Origin of the sequence: Cryobacterium mannosilyticum, assembly GCF_004402705.1 — a bacterium.
Lineage (GTDB): Bacteria > Actinomycetota > Actinomycetes > Actinomycetales > Microbacteriaceae > Cryobacterium > Cryobacterium mannosilyticum.
In genome coordinates this window covers 1-16,153 of the sequence record NZ_SOFM01000048.1, presented here as the reverse complement: position 1 = coordinate 16,153, position 16,153 = coordinate 1, and the positions used below count along the sequence as shown (strand labels likewise).

At 72.3% G+C, this 16,153-nt stretch carries 13 protein-coding genes; 3 read left to right on the top strand and 10 right to left on the bottom strand.

The window, feature by feature from the left end; translation table 11 throughout:
* Nucleotides 1-145 precede the first annotated feature (145 nt).
* The 10 genes from E3O32_RS15560 to nirD all read right to left on the bottom strand — a co-directional run bounded on the left by E3O32_RS15560 (nt 146) and on the right by nirD (nt 10,847).
* A complete protein-coding gene (locus tag E3O32_RS15560) occupies nt 146-1,681 on the bottom strand; it encodes an amino acid permease (RefSeq protein ID WP_134510747.1) in 1,536 nt (511 codons plus the stop codon).
* Nucleotides 1,682-1,770: 89 nt separating this feature from the next.
* The gene (locus E3O32_RS15555) at nt 1,771-2,193 is read right to left on the bottom strand and encodes a ferredoxin (protein ID WP_134510746.1); all 423 of its coding nucleotides are present in this window, start codon (nt 2,191-2,193) and stop codon (nt 1,771-1,773) included.
* A 151-nt stretch (nt 2,194-2,344) separates the two neighbouring features.
* A complete protein-coding gene (locus E3O32_RS17345; RefSeq protein ID WP_166790875.1) occupies nt 2,345-2,500 on the bottom strand; it encodes a hypothetical protein in 156 nt (51 codons plus the stop codon).
* A gap of 216 nt (nt 2,501-2,716) precedes the next feature.
* Nucleotides 2,717-2,986 (bottom strand): 30S ribosomal protein S15, encoded by a 270-nt coding sequence (gene rpsO, locus E3O32_RS15550; protein ID WP_134510745.1) that lies wholly within the window; start codon nt 2,984-2,986, stop codon nt 2,717-2,719.
* A 125-nt stretch (nt 2,987-3,111) separates the two neighbouring features.
* Entirely contained in the window at nt 3,112-3,834 is a 723-nt protein-coding gene (locus tag E3O32_RS15545; protein WP_241975029.1) for a maleylpyruvate isomerase N-terminal domain-containing protein, read from the bottom strand.
* Nucleotides 3,831-4,952, bottom strand: coding sequence for an AI-2E family transporter (locus tag E3O32_RS15540; protein ID WP_134510744.1), 1,122 nt, complete (start codon nt 4,950-4,952; stop codon nt 3,831-3,833). Before E3O32_RS15540 ends, E3O32_RS15545 begins: the two co-directional genes overlap by 4 nt.
* A gap of 109 nt (nt 4,953-5,061) precedes the next feature.
* The gene (locus E3O32_RS15535) at nt 5,062-6,723 is read right to left on the bottom strand and encodes an FAD-dependent oxidoreductase (RefSeq protein WP_134510743.1); all 1,662 of its coding nucleotides are present in this window, start codon (nt 6,721-6,723) and stop codon (nt 5,062-5,064) included.
* The gene (locus E3O32_RS15530) at nt 6,716-8,815 is read right to left on the bottom strand and encodes a molybdopterin oxidoreductase family protein (protein ID WP_134510742.1); all 2,100 of its coding nucleotides are present in this window, start codon (nt 8,813-8,815) and stop codon (nt 6,716-6,718) included. The genes E3O32_RS15535 and E3O32_RS15530 overlap by 8 nt, the downstream gene beginning before the upstream one ends.
* 108 nt (nt 8,816-8,923) lie before the next feature.
* Nucleotides 8,924-10,378 (bottom strand): MFS transporter, encoded by a 1,455-nt coding sequence (locus E3O32_RS15525; protein ID WP_134510741.1) that lies wholly within the window; start codon nt 10,376-10,378, stop codon nt 8,924-8,926.
* Between the two features lie 70 nt (nt 10,379-10,448).
* Complete coding sequence (nirD, locus tag E3O32_RS15520; RefSeq protein WP_420898113.1) at nt 10,449-10,847, bottom strand: nitrite reductase small subunit NirD; 399 nt, start codon at nt 10,845-10,847, stop codon at nt 10,449-10,451.
* A 233-nt stretch (nt 10,848-11,080) separates the two neighbouring features.
* Between nirD and nirB the strand changes: the two genes are divergently transcribed.
* The 3 genes from nirB to E3O32_RS15505 are packed head-to-tail and all read left to right on the top strand — an operon-like array spanning nt 11,081 to nt 16,049.
* On the top strand, nt 11,081-13,768 hold the full coding sequence (gene nirB, locus E3O32_RS15515) for a nitrite reductase large subunit NirB (RefSeq protein WP_134510740.1): 2,688 nt from the start codon (nt 11,081-11,083) through the stop codon (nt 13,766-13,768).
* A 3-nt stretch (nt 13,769-13,771) separates the two neighbouring features.
* On the top strand, nt 13,772-14,872 hold the full coding sequence (gene cobA / locus E3O32_RS15510) for a uroporphyrinogen-III C-methyltransferase (RefSeq protein WP_134510739.1): 1,101 nt from the start codon (nt 13,772-13,774) through the stop codon (nt 14,870-14,872).
* A 52-nt stretch (nt 14,873-14,924) separates the two neighbouring features.
* Nucleotides 14,925-16,049 (top strand): uroporphyrinogen-III synthase, encoded by a 1,125-nt coding sequence (locus E3O32_RS15505; protein WP_134510738.1) that lies wholly within the window; start codon nt 14,925-14,927, stop codon nt 16,047-16,049.
* The last annotated feature ends 104 nt before the right edge of the window (nt 16,050-16,153 follow it).

Below are 16,153 nucleotides of genomic sequence, written 5' to 3'. Positions count from 1 at the left end.
GCGCCCGATCGCCCGCGCCGACACCAGCCCATCGACATCCGACATGGGACTGAGCGCTGGCCTCGATCGCCAGCCTCCAATAATCAACACGCTCTCTACCGTGCGCCGGCTTCCCCAACCTGCGCCGCGAGGCGCACCCTGGCCGTTACGGGCGGCGGATCGCCTCTTCCTCGGCGATGGCCTCCTCGCGGAGGGTGGCGTCGTAGACGCGCTTCGCCTCGATGCCGACGACGGACCGGCGGCGGCCGTAGGCGAAGTACACGGCCAGCCCGATCGCGAGCCAGACCGCGAACCGCACCCAGGTGAGCGTGGTCAGGTTGAGCATCAGCCAGAAGCAGAGCACGGCCGAGAGGATCGGCAGGTAGGGCGAGAACGGAACCGAGAAGGCCCGCTTGAGGTCGGGCCGCTTCTTGCGGAGCACGATCACGGCGATGCTCACCAGCACGAACGCGGAGAGCGTGCCGATGTTGATCATCTCCTCGAGCACTCCGACGTCGGTGAAGCCCGCGATCAGGGCGACGGCGGTGCCGGCGATGATCTGGATCCGGGCCGGCGTGCCGCGCTTGGCGGAGGTGACACTCAGACTGCGCGGCAGGAGACCGTCGCGGCTCATCGCGAACAGCACGCGGGAGAGGCCGAGCAGCAGCACCATGATGACCGTGGTCAGGCCGACCAGGATGCCGACGGAGATCACCTGGGCTGCCCAGCCGGCGCCGACGGCGATGAACGCCGTGGCGAGCGAGGCGTTGGGGTCGTCGGCGAGCACCGTGTACGGGACCATGCCGGTGAGGACGAGACTGACACCGAGGTAGAGCACGGTCACGATGGCCAGGCCGGCGAAGATGCCGCGCGGCAGGGTCTTCTGCGGGTTTTTGACCTCCTCGGCACTGGTGGCGACCACGTCGAAGCCGATGAACGCGAAGAAGACGAGCGATGCGCCGGCCAGCAGGCCGAAGATGCCGTACTGGGCCGGGTGCGCGCCGGTCATGAAGGAGAACAGGGACTGCATCCAGACGTCCCCGTCGCCGCCCGTGCTGGGCACGGCCTCGGGGATGAACGGAGTGTAGTTCTCCGGTTTGATGTAGAACGCGCCGACGACGATGACGAAGAGCACGATCGCGACCTTGAGGATCGTGAACACGCTGGCCACCCGCGCGGAGAGCTTGGTGCCCAGCACGAGCAGCGCCGTGAAGATGGCGACGATGACGAAGGCGCCCCAGCTCACCTGCAGGCCGAAGACCGAGATGGTGGCCGGGACATCCCAGTTCGCCAGTTCGAAGACCTTGCTGAGGTAGATGCCCCAGTACTTCGCGATCACGGCGCCGGCGGTGAGCATTTCGAGGATGAGGTCCCAGCCGATGATCCAGGCCAGCAGCTCGCCGAGGGTGGCGTAGGTGAAGGTGTACGCGGAGCCGGCGACCGGCACCGCGGAGGCGAACTCGGCGTAACACATGATGGCCAGCGCGCAGGTGATGGCGGCGAGCAGGAAACCGAGGGTGACGGATGGCCCGGCGTAGCTTCCGGCCGCCTTCGCGCCGACCGAGAAGATCCCGGCGCCCACCGCGACCGCGACGCCCATGATCATGAGGTCCCAGGTGCCCAGCGTTCGCTTGAGGCTGTGGCCCTTTTCGTGGGAGTCGGCCAGGGAGGCCTCAATGCTTTTGGTGCGCCAGAGGCTCATAGCGGGGGGTGTCCGTTCCGTTGGGTACCGGTCCATGGTACGGCCCCGCGACCCCCGTCCGGGTGCCCGACGGCGCGACCGCCCCGCTTTTACGGACCCGGCCGGCCCTGATCCTGGAGGAGGGAGAGCGCGAGCCTCGGGCAGAGCGCGACCGCCTCGACGGCGGCGTCGACCAGCCGGTCCGGCACGGGCACGTCGGACCCGTGCCGGGGCGCCAGCGGAAAACCCCAGTCGTCGCGGGTCAGCAGTTCGGGCAGGATCTCGGTGCACAGCCCGCGCCCGTCGAATCTCGTCCAGTCGATGTGCAGCGTGTCGCTGACCTCGGCGCCGGAAGCGAACTCGGCGGACCGGGCCGCGAGCTCCGAGTCGGGGCGGAACCGGCTGGCTGCCGTCTCGATCTCGGCGAGCACGGCATCCGTGACCGCGCGGGCCTCGATGAGCCGGGCCGGGTCGTTGACGACCAGGCGGGCCGTGGTGGACCAGAGCGGCCAGTCGAGGGTCGACGTGGTCATCTCAGGACCCGTTGGTGGTGGCGTGCGGGGCCTGCCTGTTGCCGGGCGAGACCGGGGCGACGTTCTGCAGCGGGGTCGACGCCGAACCGCCGTCGTCTGAGCTGCCCTCGCCGTCGCTCTCGCCGTCACTCTCTCCGTCGCCGGTGGACAGTTAGGTGACCTGGCTCGTGGTGCCGGCGGCGGCCTTGGTGGCGAGGGTGTCGGCCCAGTCGTGGAGTCCGAGCGCGGAGGCCGCGATCACGGCCAGGAGCCCGATCGTTCCGGTCACCGCCGTGCTGAGGCGCTTGCCGCGTTCGCGTGCGTTCATGTCCGTGCCGCCCTTCTCTCGTCTACGTTAACGAGACTGCGGGCGCCGCCTATGGGTTTCCTATGACGACGCCCCCAGCACGCCGGGTGTTGAGGAGAACCCGTTGAGGGAGCACACAGGCGGCCCGGGCACAGAAAACGGGCCGCCACCCGAAGGTGACGACCCGTTTCGACGCTCTTGCGAGCAAGAAGTTCGCGTTGTCTGCGAAAAGCTGCCTTAGCGGCGCAGCCCGAGGCTCTCGATCAGCTTGCGGTAGCGGCTGATGTCGATGTCGGACAGGTAGCCGAGCAGACGGCGACGCTGACCAACCATGAGGAGCAGGCCACGACGCGAGTGGTGGTCGTGCTTGTGCTCCTTGAGGTGCTCCGTGAGGTCCAGGATGCGCTGCGTGAGCATGGCAATCTGAACTTCAGGGGAACCCGTGTCGCCTGGGTGGGTAGCGTACTTTTCGATGATCGCCTTCTTAGCATTGGCTTCGAGTGCCATAGATGGGATCCCCTTTCTCTCACTGCGCGGTGCCCGGGGCCGAATGCCTGGGCTCTCTTGATCCGCGGCCGTCAAACGGCAACCCACCGAGTTTAGCAGAGTCGCGGATGCCCGGGCTCCCCGCGTCAGAGCACGGTGAAGCCGGCCGGCAGCGGGCCGCGGCCGGTGGCGGCGAGCAACAGAGTCGCGGCGAGCCCCTTCTCGACCGCGAGGTCGGCGAGCAGGTGCAGGCCGGCGGATGCCGCGGCATCCGGAACCGAGGCCGGCACGCCGAGGGCCGCGGCCAGGTCGCAGGTGTGCACGGTGAGTTCGAAGGTGCGGGTGGGCAGGTAGCCGGCCAGGCGCATTCCGCCGACGGGGGTGACGACGAGGTCGTCCGGTTTCGCCGCGTCGACCTGGGCCAGCACCCGGCGGGCGATTGCCGCCACCGCGCCGGCCGGGTCGTCGCCGAGCGCCCGCCCGGCATCACGCCCGCGCGCGGCCACGGCCGACGGCTCCCCCAGCGAGGCCATCGCGAGGCGGTAGTAGTCGACGGGCGAGGCCACCGTCACGCCGGCAGTCGCGGTCACGCCGGCAGTCGCGCCGGCTGTCGCAGGCGCGCCGGCAGTCGCAGGCGCGCCGGCACCGGCGCCCGCACCGAGGTAGGCCTCCACGGTCAGCAGCGCCCGGCTGGTGTGCCCGACGAGGTCGCGCACGGTCCAGTCGCCGAGCGCGGGCCGGTCCCACTCGGTGTCGATCGTCGCGGTGATGGCGGCGAACCAGTGCGCGGCGGCGGCGAAGGCGGCGCGGTCCCCGGCCCAGTCCTCGCCCTGGTCCCCGGCCTGCACCGCCGCGCGACGGCCCGTCACGCTCCGGCTCTTTTCCGGCGGAACGGCAACGGCGCCCGCCGGGTCAGGGACTCGTCGGGGCCGTCCCACACCTTGACCATCGCCCAGGTGACCGCGACGAGCGGGACCGCGAGCACGGCGCCGGCGATCCCGCCGAGGATGGTTCCCGCGGTGAGCGCGACGAGGATCACCAGCGGGTGCAGCCGCAGCGACTGGGCCATCACGAGCGGGTTGAGCAGGTCTCCCTCCAACTGGTTGACCAGGACCACGATCGCCACGACGATCAGGGCGACGACGGGGCCGTTGGCCACCAGTGCGACGAGGGCTGCGAGGATGCCCGCGATCGTCGCGCCGATCAGCGGCACGAACGCGGTGAGGAACACGATCACCGCCAGCGGCAGCGCCAGCGGCACCTGGAGGATGGCCAGCCCGGCACCGATGGTGACGCCGTCGAACAGAGCGATGATGGCGGTGCCGCGCACGTAGTCGCCGAGCACCTTCGGTGCGATGGCGCCGATCCGGCGGGCCCGCTCGAGGCCGGCGCCGGCCAGCGGGCGGAGCGCGAACGCCCAGATGGCCGGCCCGTCCTTGAGGAAGAAGAACACGATCACCAGGACGAGCAGGACGCCGGTCAGCACCTCGGCGGCCGCGGAGACCCCGGCGATCGCGCCGGTGCCGAACTGGCTGCTGGTCAGGAAGTCCACCAGCGCCGCCCGGGCCGCCCCGAACTGGGCGGCGTCGAACGACAACGGGCCGTCGACGAGGAAGCCCTGCAGTTCGTCGAGCCCCTCGGAGGCCGCCGTCGCCAGCGCGGCCCACTGGTTGCGCACCGCGAACACGATCAGGGTGACGATGCCGCCGAGCACGAGCACCCCCGCGAGCAGGGTGATCCAGGTGGCGAGGATCGCCGGCACCCCCCGGCGGAGCAGCCAGCCGACGACCGGGCTGAGCGCCGCGGCCAGAATCAGCGACACCAGCAGCGGGATGACCACGAGTTCCACCTGCACGAGCGCGAACAGCACGACCCAGCCGAGCGCAAGGACCACGATCAGCTGGCCGCAACGGATGCTCAGCCGGCCGAACCTGTCGGTGAGCAGGGAGCGGAGCGGGTCCCGGCCGATGCTGTCGTCTGCGCGCATGCCTCCACCATAATCACCCTCCCGCTCGGTCGCGGGTGAGATGCGGACAAAGCACCCTCGTGGCGACAACGGAGGTGTTTTCTCCGCGACTCAACGCACACTCCCGCCGCTACGACGGGGTCGGCACCGCGAACCGGGTGAGGACCTCGCCGATCCGGGCCTTGCAGCCGCCGCAGCCGGTGCCGGCCCTGGTGGCGGCGGCGATGCAGGCGACCGTCGAGTTGCCGGCGGCGGCCGCATCCGCGATCGTGCCGACGCTGACCCCGTTGCACGAGCACACCGTCGCGTCGGGGGCGAAGGCGTCCCCGCCCGCGCCGGGCACGTCGTCGGGCCCGTCGAAGCGCAGCAGCACCGAGCGGTCGGCGGGGAGTTCGCTGCCGCGCTCGAACAGCAGGGTGAGTTCGGCGGCCGTGCGCGGCATCCCGACGCAGACGAAGCCGGTGAGGATGCCGCCGCGGGTGACCATCTTGACGTAGCGGCCGTGCTCGGGGTCAGCCCACTGGGAAACGCTGACCGGGGTGGCCGTGCATCCGTCGGAGTGGCCGGCGGGCTCGCTGTCCCACGGGTCCGGTGCGGTGTCGCCGCCCGCGACGACGTCGACGCCCTCGGCCTTGAGCATGACGACCGCTGCGGCCTGTGCGGCAAGGCCGCCCGGCGCCCCGAGCTCCGCCGGCGTGGTGTCGGAAGCCGTTCCGGGCGCCCGGCCGGTGAGCCGGGCCGTGAAATCGGCGGCGAGCCGGTGCGCCTGGCGCCAGCCCGGCCCGATCAGCCCGGTCGGACCGCCGGCCGGACGGGCGAGGGAGGCGCCGGGCGCGGCCGGCACCGCGACGTGGGCGCAGTCGCCGATCGCATGGATGGCAGGGTCGGCCCAGCTCCGGAGCGACTCGTCGACGAGGATGCCCGTGGAGACGGGGAGGCCGGCCAGGTGGGCGAGTTCGGTGCGGGCACCGGTGCCGCAGGAGAGCACGAGCAGGTCGCCGCCGATCTGCTTGCCGTCGGCGCAGATGAGGGCGTCGAAGCGCGCCGCTCCGTCGTCGTCGACGTGGAACAGCACGCTCTCGGCCCGGGAGTGGTTGACCATGCTGACCCCCGCCGCGCGGGCCGCGCGGGCGAGCACGGTGCCGCCGCCGCGGTCGAGGTTGCGGTTCATCGGGATCTCGCCGTGGTAGACGACGCAGACCTCGGCGCCGCCCTTCGCCGCCGCGAGCGCGAGTTCCATCCCGAGCACGCCGGCGCCCAGCACCACGATCCGGCCGCCGGTTCGCACGGCGCCGAGCACGGTGTGCGCGTCGTCCAGGTCGCGGAGCGCGACCACACCGCGGGGAAGGGCCGCGCCTGCCGAGTCCAGGATCGCGGCATCCGCCGGCGGCGCCATCAGGTTGCGGCGCAGCCGGGTGACGCCGTCGAGGGTGGGCACATTGGCCCGGGCGCCGGTGGCGAGCACGAGCCGGTCCCAGGGCAGTTCGGCGCCCGTGCCGAGGGTGACCGTGCGCCGGGTGCGGCTGATCGCGGTCACGCTGGTGCCGGTGCGGATGCTCACCCCGGCGGCGACCGCGGCCGCGGTGTCGGTGACCTCGAGGGCCTCACGCCCGGCCCGGCCGACGGCGTAGTCGGCGATCAGCACCCGGTTGTACGCGTCGGCGGCCTCCGCGCCGACCACGGTGAGGGTGGCGAGGCCGGCGCGCACGACGGGGAGCAGTTCCTCGACGAAACGGGCGCCGACCGGTCCGTAGCCAACCAGCACGATGCGTTCGGGGGCCGGCTCAGCCATGGGTGCCTCGTTCCCCGCCGGCGAGGGCGCGCACCCGCACGGTCGTGCGCTTGAATTCGGGCATCCCCGAGACGGGGTCGGTCGTGTCGGCGGTGAGCCGGTTGGCGCTCTGCTCGCCGGGGAAGTGGAACGGCAGGAACACCGTGTCATGGCGGATGTCGCCGGTCACCTCGGCCCGGCAGCGCACCACCCCGCGGGAGCTCGTCACGTCCACCCAGCCTCCGTCGGCGACGCCGAGCTGGGCCGCGGTGGCCGGGTGCAGCTGCAGCCGCGCCTCCGGCCTGGCCAGGACCAGCTCGGGCACCCGGCGGGTCTGCGCCCCCGACTGGTAGTGCTCGAGCAGGCGCCCCGTGATCAGGGTGAGGATGCCGCCCGTCTGGGCCGGGGCATCCGTCACCCCGGCGCGCACGGCGTGGATCCGGGCGCGGCCGTCGGCGTGCCGGAAGCGCTCCTGGAAAAGCCGCGGCGTGCCGGTGGACCCGGCCGGGTAGGGCCAGTAGGCCGGCTCCCCCGTGTCGAGCAGCCCGTAACTGAGCCCGGAGTAGTCGGCGGGGCCGCCCGCGGAGGCGCGGCACAGCTCGTCGAAGACCTCGGCCGGGTCGGTGCGGAAGCTGGAGGGGGCGTTCAGCCGGCGGGCGAGCTCCTGGAAGATCCAGAGTTCGCTACGCACCCCGGCCGGGGCGGCCACCGCGGTGCGGCGACGGATGACGCGTCCCTCGAGCGAGGTCATCGTGCCGTCCTCCTCGGCCCACTGGGTGACCGGCAGCACGACGTCGGCGAGCGCCGCCGTCTCGGAGAAGAAGAAGTCGCTGACGACGAGGAAGTCGAGGGCGGCGAGGCCCGCGCGCACCCGCTCGGCGTTCGGCGCGGAGACGACGACGTTCGCCCCGTGCACGAGCAGGGTGCGGATGCCGTCGGGTTCGCCCATCGAGGCGAGCAGTTCGACCGCGGGGATGCCTGCCCCGGGGATGCTGTCGGGGTGCACTCCCCAGACCCCGGCGACATGCGCGCGGGCGGCCGGGTCGGTGATCTTGCGGTAGCCGGGCAGCTGGTCGCATTTCTGGCCGTGCTCACGGCCGCCCTGCCCGTTGCCCTGGCCGGTCAGCGTGCCGTAGCCGGAGTGGCTGGTGCCGACCAGGCCGAGGATGAGGCTCAGGTTGATCGCGGCGGTGGCGGCGGCGGTGCCGTCGACGTGCTGTTCGACGCCGCGCCCGGTGAGGATGTAGGTGCCGTCGCCGGCCGCGAGCCGCCGGGCCAGGTCGCGCAGCTGCCGGACGGGCACGCCGGTCTGCGCCTGCACCCGCTCGGGCCACCACTGGCCGACGCTGCGGCGCAGTTCGTCGAAGCCGACGGTGCGCCGGTCGATGTAGTCCAGGTCGGCGAGGTTCTCGGTGATGACGATGTTGATCAGGCCGAGCAGCAGCACGAGGTCGCTGCCGGGGGTCGGCTGCAGATGGCTGCCGGCGCCGTTCTCGGTGAGCCGGGCGGTCGCGGTGCGGCGCGGGTCGACGACGATCAGGCCGCCGGCGGCACGCGCGCCCGCCAGGTGCCCGATGAACGGCGGCATGGTCTGGGCCACGTTGGAGCCGAGGATGAGGATGGTGGAGGCGTCGTCGAGGTCCTCGACCGGGAACGGGAGTCCCCGGTCGAGGCCGAAGGCCCGGTTGCCGGCCGCCGCGGCCGAGGACATGCAGAACCGGCCGTTGTAGTCGATCCGGGAGGTGCCGAGGGCGAGCCGGGCGAACTTGCCGAGCTGGTAGGCCTTCTCGTTGGTCAGCCCGCCGCCACCGAACACGCCGACCGAGTCGGCGCCGTGCCCGGCCCGGCCGGCGGCCAGCCGTGCCGCGACCAGGTCGAGCGCGTCGTCCCAGGTCGCGACGGCGAAGCTGCCTTCGGGCTGCCGGAGCATCGGCTCGAGGATGCGTTCGGGTGAGGAGAGCAGTTCGGCGGAGGTCCAGCCCTTCTTGCACAGGCCGCCCCGGTTGGTGGGGAAGTCCCGCCCGGCGACCGTGACGCCGCCGGCGTCGCCGATGAGCGTCATGGCGCACTGCAGTGCGCAGTACGGGCAGTGGGTCGCGGTGGTCGGTGTCACGGGGTTCCTCCAACGGTGGCGGGGCGGTGCGGTGGTCGAGCCTGTCGAGACCTCCGCCGCTGATTTCGACAGACTCAATCACCGGCGGCGGGGCGGTGGTGGGCGGTACTAGATACGGTGCCCGGCCACCGAGGAGCCGCGGCGCAGGTAGACGAAGGCCGTGACCGCCATCATCACGACGTAGGCGCCGACGAAACCGTAGATCGCACCGGTGTAGTCGCCGGTGGTGGTCTTCGAGTAGCCGAGCACCTGCGGGATGATGAACCCGCCGTAGGCGCCGACCGCGGAGATGATGCCGAGGGCCGCGGCGGTCTTGCGCTGGGTGCCGACATCGCCCGAGTCCCGGTGGGCATCCGTCACACCGCTGCGGGCGGCGAACACGCTGGGGATCATCCGGTAGGTGGAGCCGTTGCCGACGCCCCCGGCGACGAAGATGACCAGGAACGCCGCGAGGAAGGCCCAGAAGTTGCCCAGCGGCAGCGTCCAGATCACCAGGAGCGCGCCGACGGCCATGGTGCCGAAGGCCGCGACGGTGACCAGCGCCCCGCCGAACCGGTCGGCGAGCCGGCCGCCGGCCGGGCGGGCGAGGGACCCGACGAGCGCGCCGAGGAACGCGAGCGACAGCGACGCGGAGCCGACCGCGAAGCTGGAGAAGGCGGGGAACTGGTCGGCGATGAGCTTGGGGAACACGCTCGCGAAGCCGATGAAGGAGCCGAAGGTGCCGATGTAGAGCACCGCGAGGATCCACAGGTGCGGTTCCCGCACGGCCGCGGCGGAGGCGGCGAAGTCGGCCTTCGCGTTGGAGAGGTTGTCCATATACTTCCACGCGCCCCAGATGGCGACGAGGATGAACGGCACCCAGATGAACCCGGCGAACGGCAGGTTGAGGGTGCCGACGGCGCCGAGGGTGATCGCGATCGGCACGACGAGCTGGGCGATCGCGGCGCCGAGGTTGCCGCCGGCGGCGTTCAGGCCGAGCGCCCAGCCCTTCTGGCTCTGCGGGTAGAAGTAGGTGATGTTCGACATCGAGCTGGCGAAGTTGCCGCCGCCGAACCCGGCGAGCGCCGCCACCAGCAGCATCACGGGGAACGGGGTCTCCGGGTTGCCGACGCAGATGCCGAGCAGGATGGCGGGGATCAGCAGCAGGGCGGCGGAGATCATGGTCCAGTTGCGCCCACCGAAGCGGGGCACCAGGAAGGTATAGGGGAAGCGGAGGGTGGCGCCGACGAGGCTCGGCATCGAGATCAGCCAGAAGATCTGGCCGGTGTCGAAGGTGAAGCCGGCGGCCGGGAGCTGCACCACCACGATGCTCCAGAGCTGCCAGACGACGAAACCGAGGAACTCGGCGAAGATCGACCATTTCAGGTTGCGGGCGGCGATGGCCCGGCCGCCGCCCTCCCATTGCACATGGTTTTCCGGGTTCCAGTTGTCGATCCAGCGGCCGGGCCGGTGCCCGAGCGCGTCGTTGCTGGGGTGCGGGGCCGGGACGGTCGGCGCGCCGGCGGTGATCACGGCAGCGGTGATCACGGCGGCGGTCGCGGGGGGTGTGCTGCTGGGGCTCATCAGGTGCTCCTCTGGAAAAAGGGGTAGGGGAAGGGTTGAGCGGGTGGGAAAAGGGAACGGAACGGAACGGTCAGCCGGCCTGGCCGGCATCCAGCCGCACCTGCACGAGGCCCGCGTCCACCCGCACCGGGAAGGTGCGGAGCGCGTACTCGGCCGTGGTGAAGCAGTGGCCGGTCTCGAGGTCGTAGACCTGCTTGTGCAGCGGAGAGGCGATCGTGGGCCGGTCGCCTTTCGACCCGACGATGCCGCGGCTCATCACGAAGGAGCCCGTGGCCGGGTCCTCATTGGTCACCGCGTACAGGTGGCCGTGCGGCAGCAGCACGAGGGCGAGCTGCTGCCCGTCGATGAGGGCGGCCTCGCCCCAGAGCGGTTCGAGCTGCGCCAGGGCGCAGACGCTGGTCCAGGCGTGCGGGGTCGTGTCCCCGGCGACGGATGCGTCGGGGCGGTCGATCCGGGTGACTGTGGACACGGGGCACCAGACCTTTCTTGACGGGTTGGACGTGCTCGGGGGTTCGTCGGTGTCCCCACGCTAAACAGCGCGTGTTTCGCCGCCCGGCACCCACCGTGACGTTTGCGTGAAAAGAACCTCACCGGCCCTGGGCGGCGCCGTGAGGTCGCGGTCACACATTGTTACCTGGGCGCAACGGAGGGGAAACGCGCCCCTCTTAGGCTGGCCGCACCCCCAACCCGGAAGGCTCAGCCATGGAAAACGTCAGCAGCATCCCCGCTGAGTCCGGCGCCTCCCGCCGGGTGCTCGTGATCGGCGGCGGCCCGGCCGCGCACCGGTTCGCCGAGGCGATGGCGGCCCGCGGCACCACGGCGCACAGCGTCACCGTGCTCGGCGAGGAGCCGCACCTCCCCTATGACCGGGTCGCCCTGTCCCGCCGGCTGGTCGACTCGGAGGACCTCACCCTGGGCGACCGGGCCCTGTGGGGCTCCCCCGGCATCCGTTTCCGCGGCGAGTGCCGGGTTACCGGGCTCGACCCGGCGGCGCGCACCGTGACCCTCGACGGCGGTGAGGCCCTCGGCTACGACGAGCTCGTCTTCGCGACCGGCTCCGCGGCCAGCGTCCCGCCGATCCCCAATGCTTCGGCCGGCCACGTCTATCGCACGATCGAGGACGTCGACTTCCTCAGCACCGAGGTGACTCGGCTCGCCGACCGGCTCGGCCGGCCCGCGAACGTCGTCGTCGTCGGCGGCGGGCTGCTCGGCCTCGAGGCCGCGGGCGGGCTGGCCCGGCTCGGCGGGCTCGCCACGATCGTGCACTCCGGCCGCTGGCTGATGAGCGCCCAACTCGACGAGGGCGCCGGCCAGGCCCTCGGCCGGCTGATCCAGGCCCAGGGCATCGGCCTCGCCCTCGGCAACCGGCCGACCGAGATCCTCACCTCGCCGACCGGCCGCGTGCTCGGCGTCAGCCTCACCGACGGCACCGCCCTGAACGCCGACCTGGTCGTCTTCTCCATCGGGATCACCCCCCGCGACGAACTCGCCCGCCTGGCCGGGCTCGAACGGGGCCCGCGCGGCGGGATCGCGGTCGGCGAGGACTGCGGATCCTCCGTCCCCGGGATCTGGGCGATCGGCGAGGTGGCCAGCATCGGCGGGGTCTGCGTCGGGCTCGTCGCCCCGGCCAACGCGATGGCCGAGGTCGTCGCCGACCGGCTGCACGGCGGTGCCGCGGTGTTCCCCGGCGTCGACGACGCCCCCAGGCTCAAGCTGTCCGGGGTCGAGGTCGCGAGCTTCGGCGATGCCCTGGCCGCCACCCCGCACGCCCTCGAGGTCGTCTACGCCGACCCGGCCAGGGGTCTCTACCAGAAGATCGTCGTCACGAACGATGCGAAGACGCTGCTCGGCGGCATCTTTGTCGGTGACGCCGGGCCGTACACCTCCCTCCGCCCCCTGCTCGGCCGGGAGCTCCCCGCCGAACCGGGCGCCTACCTCTCGGCGGCCGGCGCCGAACCACCGGCCGGCTCCGACCTGCCCGACGACGTGCAGCTCTGCTCCTGCAACAACGTCTCGGTCGGCGCCGTGCGCGCCGCCATCCGCGGTGACGAGGCGGCCGGCCACAGCGAGGCCTGCACCGAACTCGGGCCGCTCAAGGCCTGCACCCGCGCCGGCACCCAGTGCGGCTCCTGCGTCCCCCTGGTCAAGAAGATCCTCGAGACCGAGCTGACCCGGGCCGGAATCGACGTCTCCCGCGCGCTCTGCGAGCACATCGCGCAGAGCCGCAGCGAATTGTTCGAGTCGGTGCGCATCCTGCAGCTGACCTCGTTCGAGCAGATCATGGACCGGTTCGGCAGCGGCCTCGGCTGTGACATCTGCAAGCCCGTGATCGCCTCGATCCTGGCCACCCAGACGTCCGGCTACATCCTCGACTCCGGCCGGGGCGCGCTGCAGGACACCAACGACCGGGCGCTCGCGAACATGCAGAAGGACGGCACCTACTCGGTGGTGCCCCGCATCCCGGGCGGCGAGATCACCCCCGCCAAGCTCAAGGTGATCGCCGAGGTCGCCGCGGACTTCAGCCTGTACACGAAGATCACCGGCGGGCAGCGGATCGACCTGTTCGGGGCCCGCCTGGAGCAGCTGCCCGAGATCTGGAAGATCCTCGTCGACGCCGGCTTCGAGTCCGGCCAGGCCTACGGGAAGTCGCTGCGCACCGTGAAGAGCTGTGTCGGATCCACGTGGTGCCGGTTCGGCGTGCAGGACTCCGTCGCCATGGCGATCAACCTGGAGCTGCGCTACCGCGGGCTGCGCGCACCGCACAAGTTCAAGCTCGGGGTGTCCGGCTGCGCCCGAGAGTGCGCCGAGGCCCGCGGCAAGGATGTCGGGATCATCGCGACCGAGCTCGGCTGGAACCTCTACGTGGGCGGCAACGGCGGCTTCCAGCCCGCGCACGCCCAGCTGCTCGCCCAGGATCTCGACGACGACACCCTGGTGCGCTACATCGACCGCTACCTGATGTACTACATCCGCACCGGCGACCGGCTGCAGCGCACCGCCCGCTGGCAGGAAGACCTCGACGGCGGCCTCGACCACGTGCGCGACGTGGTCGTCAACGACTCCCTCGGCATCGCCGAGGAACTGGAACGCGCGATGCTCGAACACGTCGGCAACTACGAGGACGAGTGGGCGGCCACGCTGAAGGACCCGGAGCGGCTGCGCCGGTTCCGTTCGTTCGTGAACGCGCCCGAAACCGGCGACCCTGCCGTCGTGCAGGTGCTGGAGCGCGGCCAGCCTCGTCCGGCCCGCCCTGACGAACGCGCCGCCGCGGCGGCCGGGCCGGTGCTGCTTTCCGGAACGACGATCCCGGTCCGCCCGGTCGACCGCACGGTCGACCCGGCAGCGGGCCCCGCTGCCGGCCTGCCCCGCAGCCAACCGATCGGAGCGTGAACCATGGACATCAACCTCGACCTCGCAGGGCGCCGGGTGCTCGTCTTCGGCGGGCCCCGGCCGGCCAGGCGCGTGCTGGCCCGGTACCTCGCCGCGGGAGCCACCGTCTACCTCGCCACGACCCCGGTCGACGGCCGCACCCCCGACCGGCCGCACCCCGAGGTGCGCCCGGTCGAATACCCGCACTTCCCGCACGGCTGGCGCGACCTCGTCTCCGCCGTCGACCTGGTCGTGCTGGTCGACGTCTCCGCGGCCACCGACGGCATCGTCTCCGACGCCTGCGCCACGGCGCGGGTCTGGCTCTCCCGGGAGCGGGCGGCGGCCGTCGCACCCCTCGGCCGGGTCAGCCTGGTCGGCGGCGGGCCCGGCGATGTCGGCCTGCTCACCCTCGCCGCCAGGCGCGCGCTCCGCGACGCCGACGTGGTCTACCACGACCGCCTCGGCCCGACCGACCGGCTCGCGGACTGGTGCCCCGGCGCCGAACTGGTCGACGTCGGCAAGACCCCCGGCCACCACGCCGTGCCGCAGGCCGAGATCGAACGGATGCTCGTGGCCAGCGCCAGGGACGGCCAGACGGTCGTGCGGCTGAAGGGCGGCGACCCGTTCGTCTTCGGCCGCGGCGGTGAGGAGGTCATCGCCTGCCGGGCCGCCGGCATCCCGGTCACCGTCATCCCGGGGGTGAGCAGCGCCATCTCGGTGCCCGCCGCCGCCGGGATCCCGGTCACCCACCGCGACGTGAGCCGCATCTTCACGGTGCTCTCCGGGCACGCCCCGCTCAGCGACGCCGAACTCGCGCACCTGGTCGGCCTCGACGGCACGATCGTGGTGCTGATGGGCATCGGCACCCTGCCGCACCTGGCCGGCGGCCTGGCCCGGCACGGGATGACGGCGGGCATGCCGGTCGCGATCATCGAGCAGGGGTACTCCACCCGGCAGCGCACGACCATCACCAACCTGGGCGAGGTCGCCACGGTGGCCGGCACGCTCGGCGTCCGGTCGCCGGCTGTGCTGGTGTTCGGCGAGGTCGTACGCTTGGCCCAGCAGGATGACACGGCGGCCGTCGAGCTCATGCGGAGCGCCGCCGAACTCGCCGATCTTGGGTAGCCCGCACCAGCGGGCCGCCCGCCCGAACGATACCGGAGACACCATCAGCGACATGGGCAGTGACCCGACCCTTCCCGGGGTGCGCCCCGACCAGCTCGACGGCTTCCGGATCGCCGTGACCAGCGACCGGCGCTCCGAGGACCTCATCGCCGCGTTCGAACGACGTGGGGCGGAGGTCATCCACGCCCCGGCCATCCGCATCGCCGCCACCGACGACGAGGCCCGGCTCACCGAGGACACTCGGCTGATCATCGCCGCCCGGCCGGACGTGTTGCTCGCCACGACCTCCTACGGCATCCGTCGCTGGTTCGAGGCGGCGGATGCCGCGGGACTCGGCCACGACCTCACCACCACCCTCGAGCACTCCCGCATCCTCGTGCGCGGCCCGAAGGCCCGCGGAGCGGTGCGGGCCGCCGGGCTCGACGACTCGGGGATGAGCGACGAGGAGACCACCCGTTCCCTCGTCGACTATGTGCTCAGGGACGACGCGGCCGGCACCACCGTCGCGGTCCAGCTGCACGGCTACACCGACGAGCCGCAACTCGACCGGTTGCGGGCGGCGGGCGCGAGCGTGCTCACCGTGGCGCCCTACCGCTGGCTGCTGCCGGAGGACTCCGGACGGGTGCTCAAACTTGTCGACCTGATCTGCGCCGGAGGGGTCGACGCGGTCACCTTCACCAGCGCCCCCGCCGTGGAGGCGCTGTTCGGCGCGGCCGACGGGATCGGCCGGCTGGACGACCTGCTCGACGCCCTCAGCGAGACGGTCGTCGCCGCGGCGGTCGGCCCGGTCACCGCCGGCCCGCTCCGGGCCGCCGGGATCGAACCGCTGGTGCCCGACCGGTTCCGGATGGGCGCCCTGATCCGCCAGGTCTGCGACCACCTCGAACACAAGCGCGTGTTCCGGCTGGACACCCGGCACGGCCCGGTCGAGCTCCGCGGCCGGCTGCTCCGGCTGGGCGGCGCCGAAACGGTGCTCGCCCCCGGTTCGCTCACCCTGTTACGCGCCCTGCTCGACCGGCGCGGCTCCGTGATCTCCCGGGCCGAGCTCACCATGGCCCTGCCCGACATCACCGACGACCACGCCGTCGACGTGGCGATCAGCCGGCTGCGGCAGGCCCTGCCCGTGCCGGGCCTCGTCGCCACGGTGATCAAGCGCGGCTACCGGATCGACGTCTGATCCACAGTCAGGCCGGACGGTGAGCGGCGCCGTGCGACGCCGGCGCCGGCGCCGGCGCCGGCGCCGGCGCCGAGCGCGCCACCTGCGCCGCTGCGCTCCGGGTG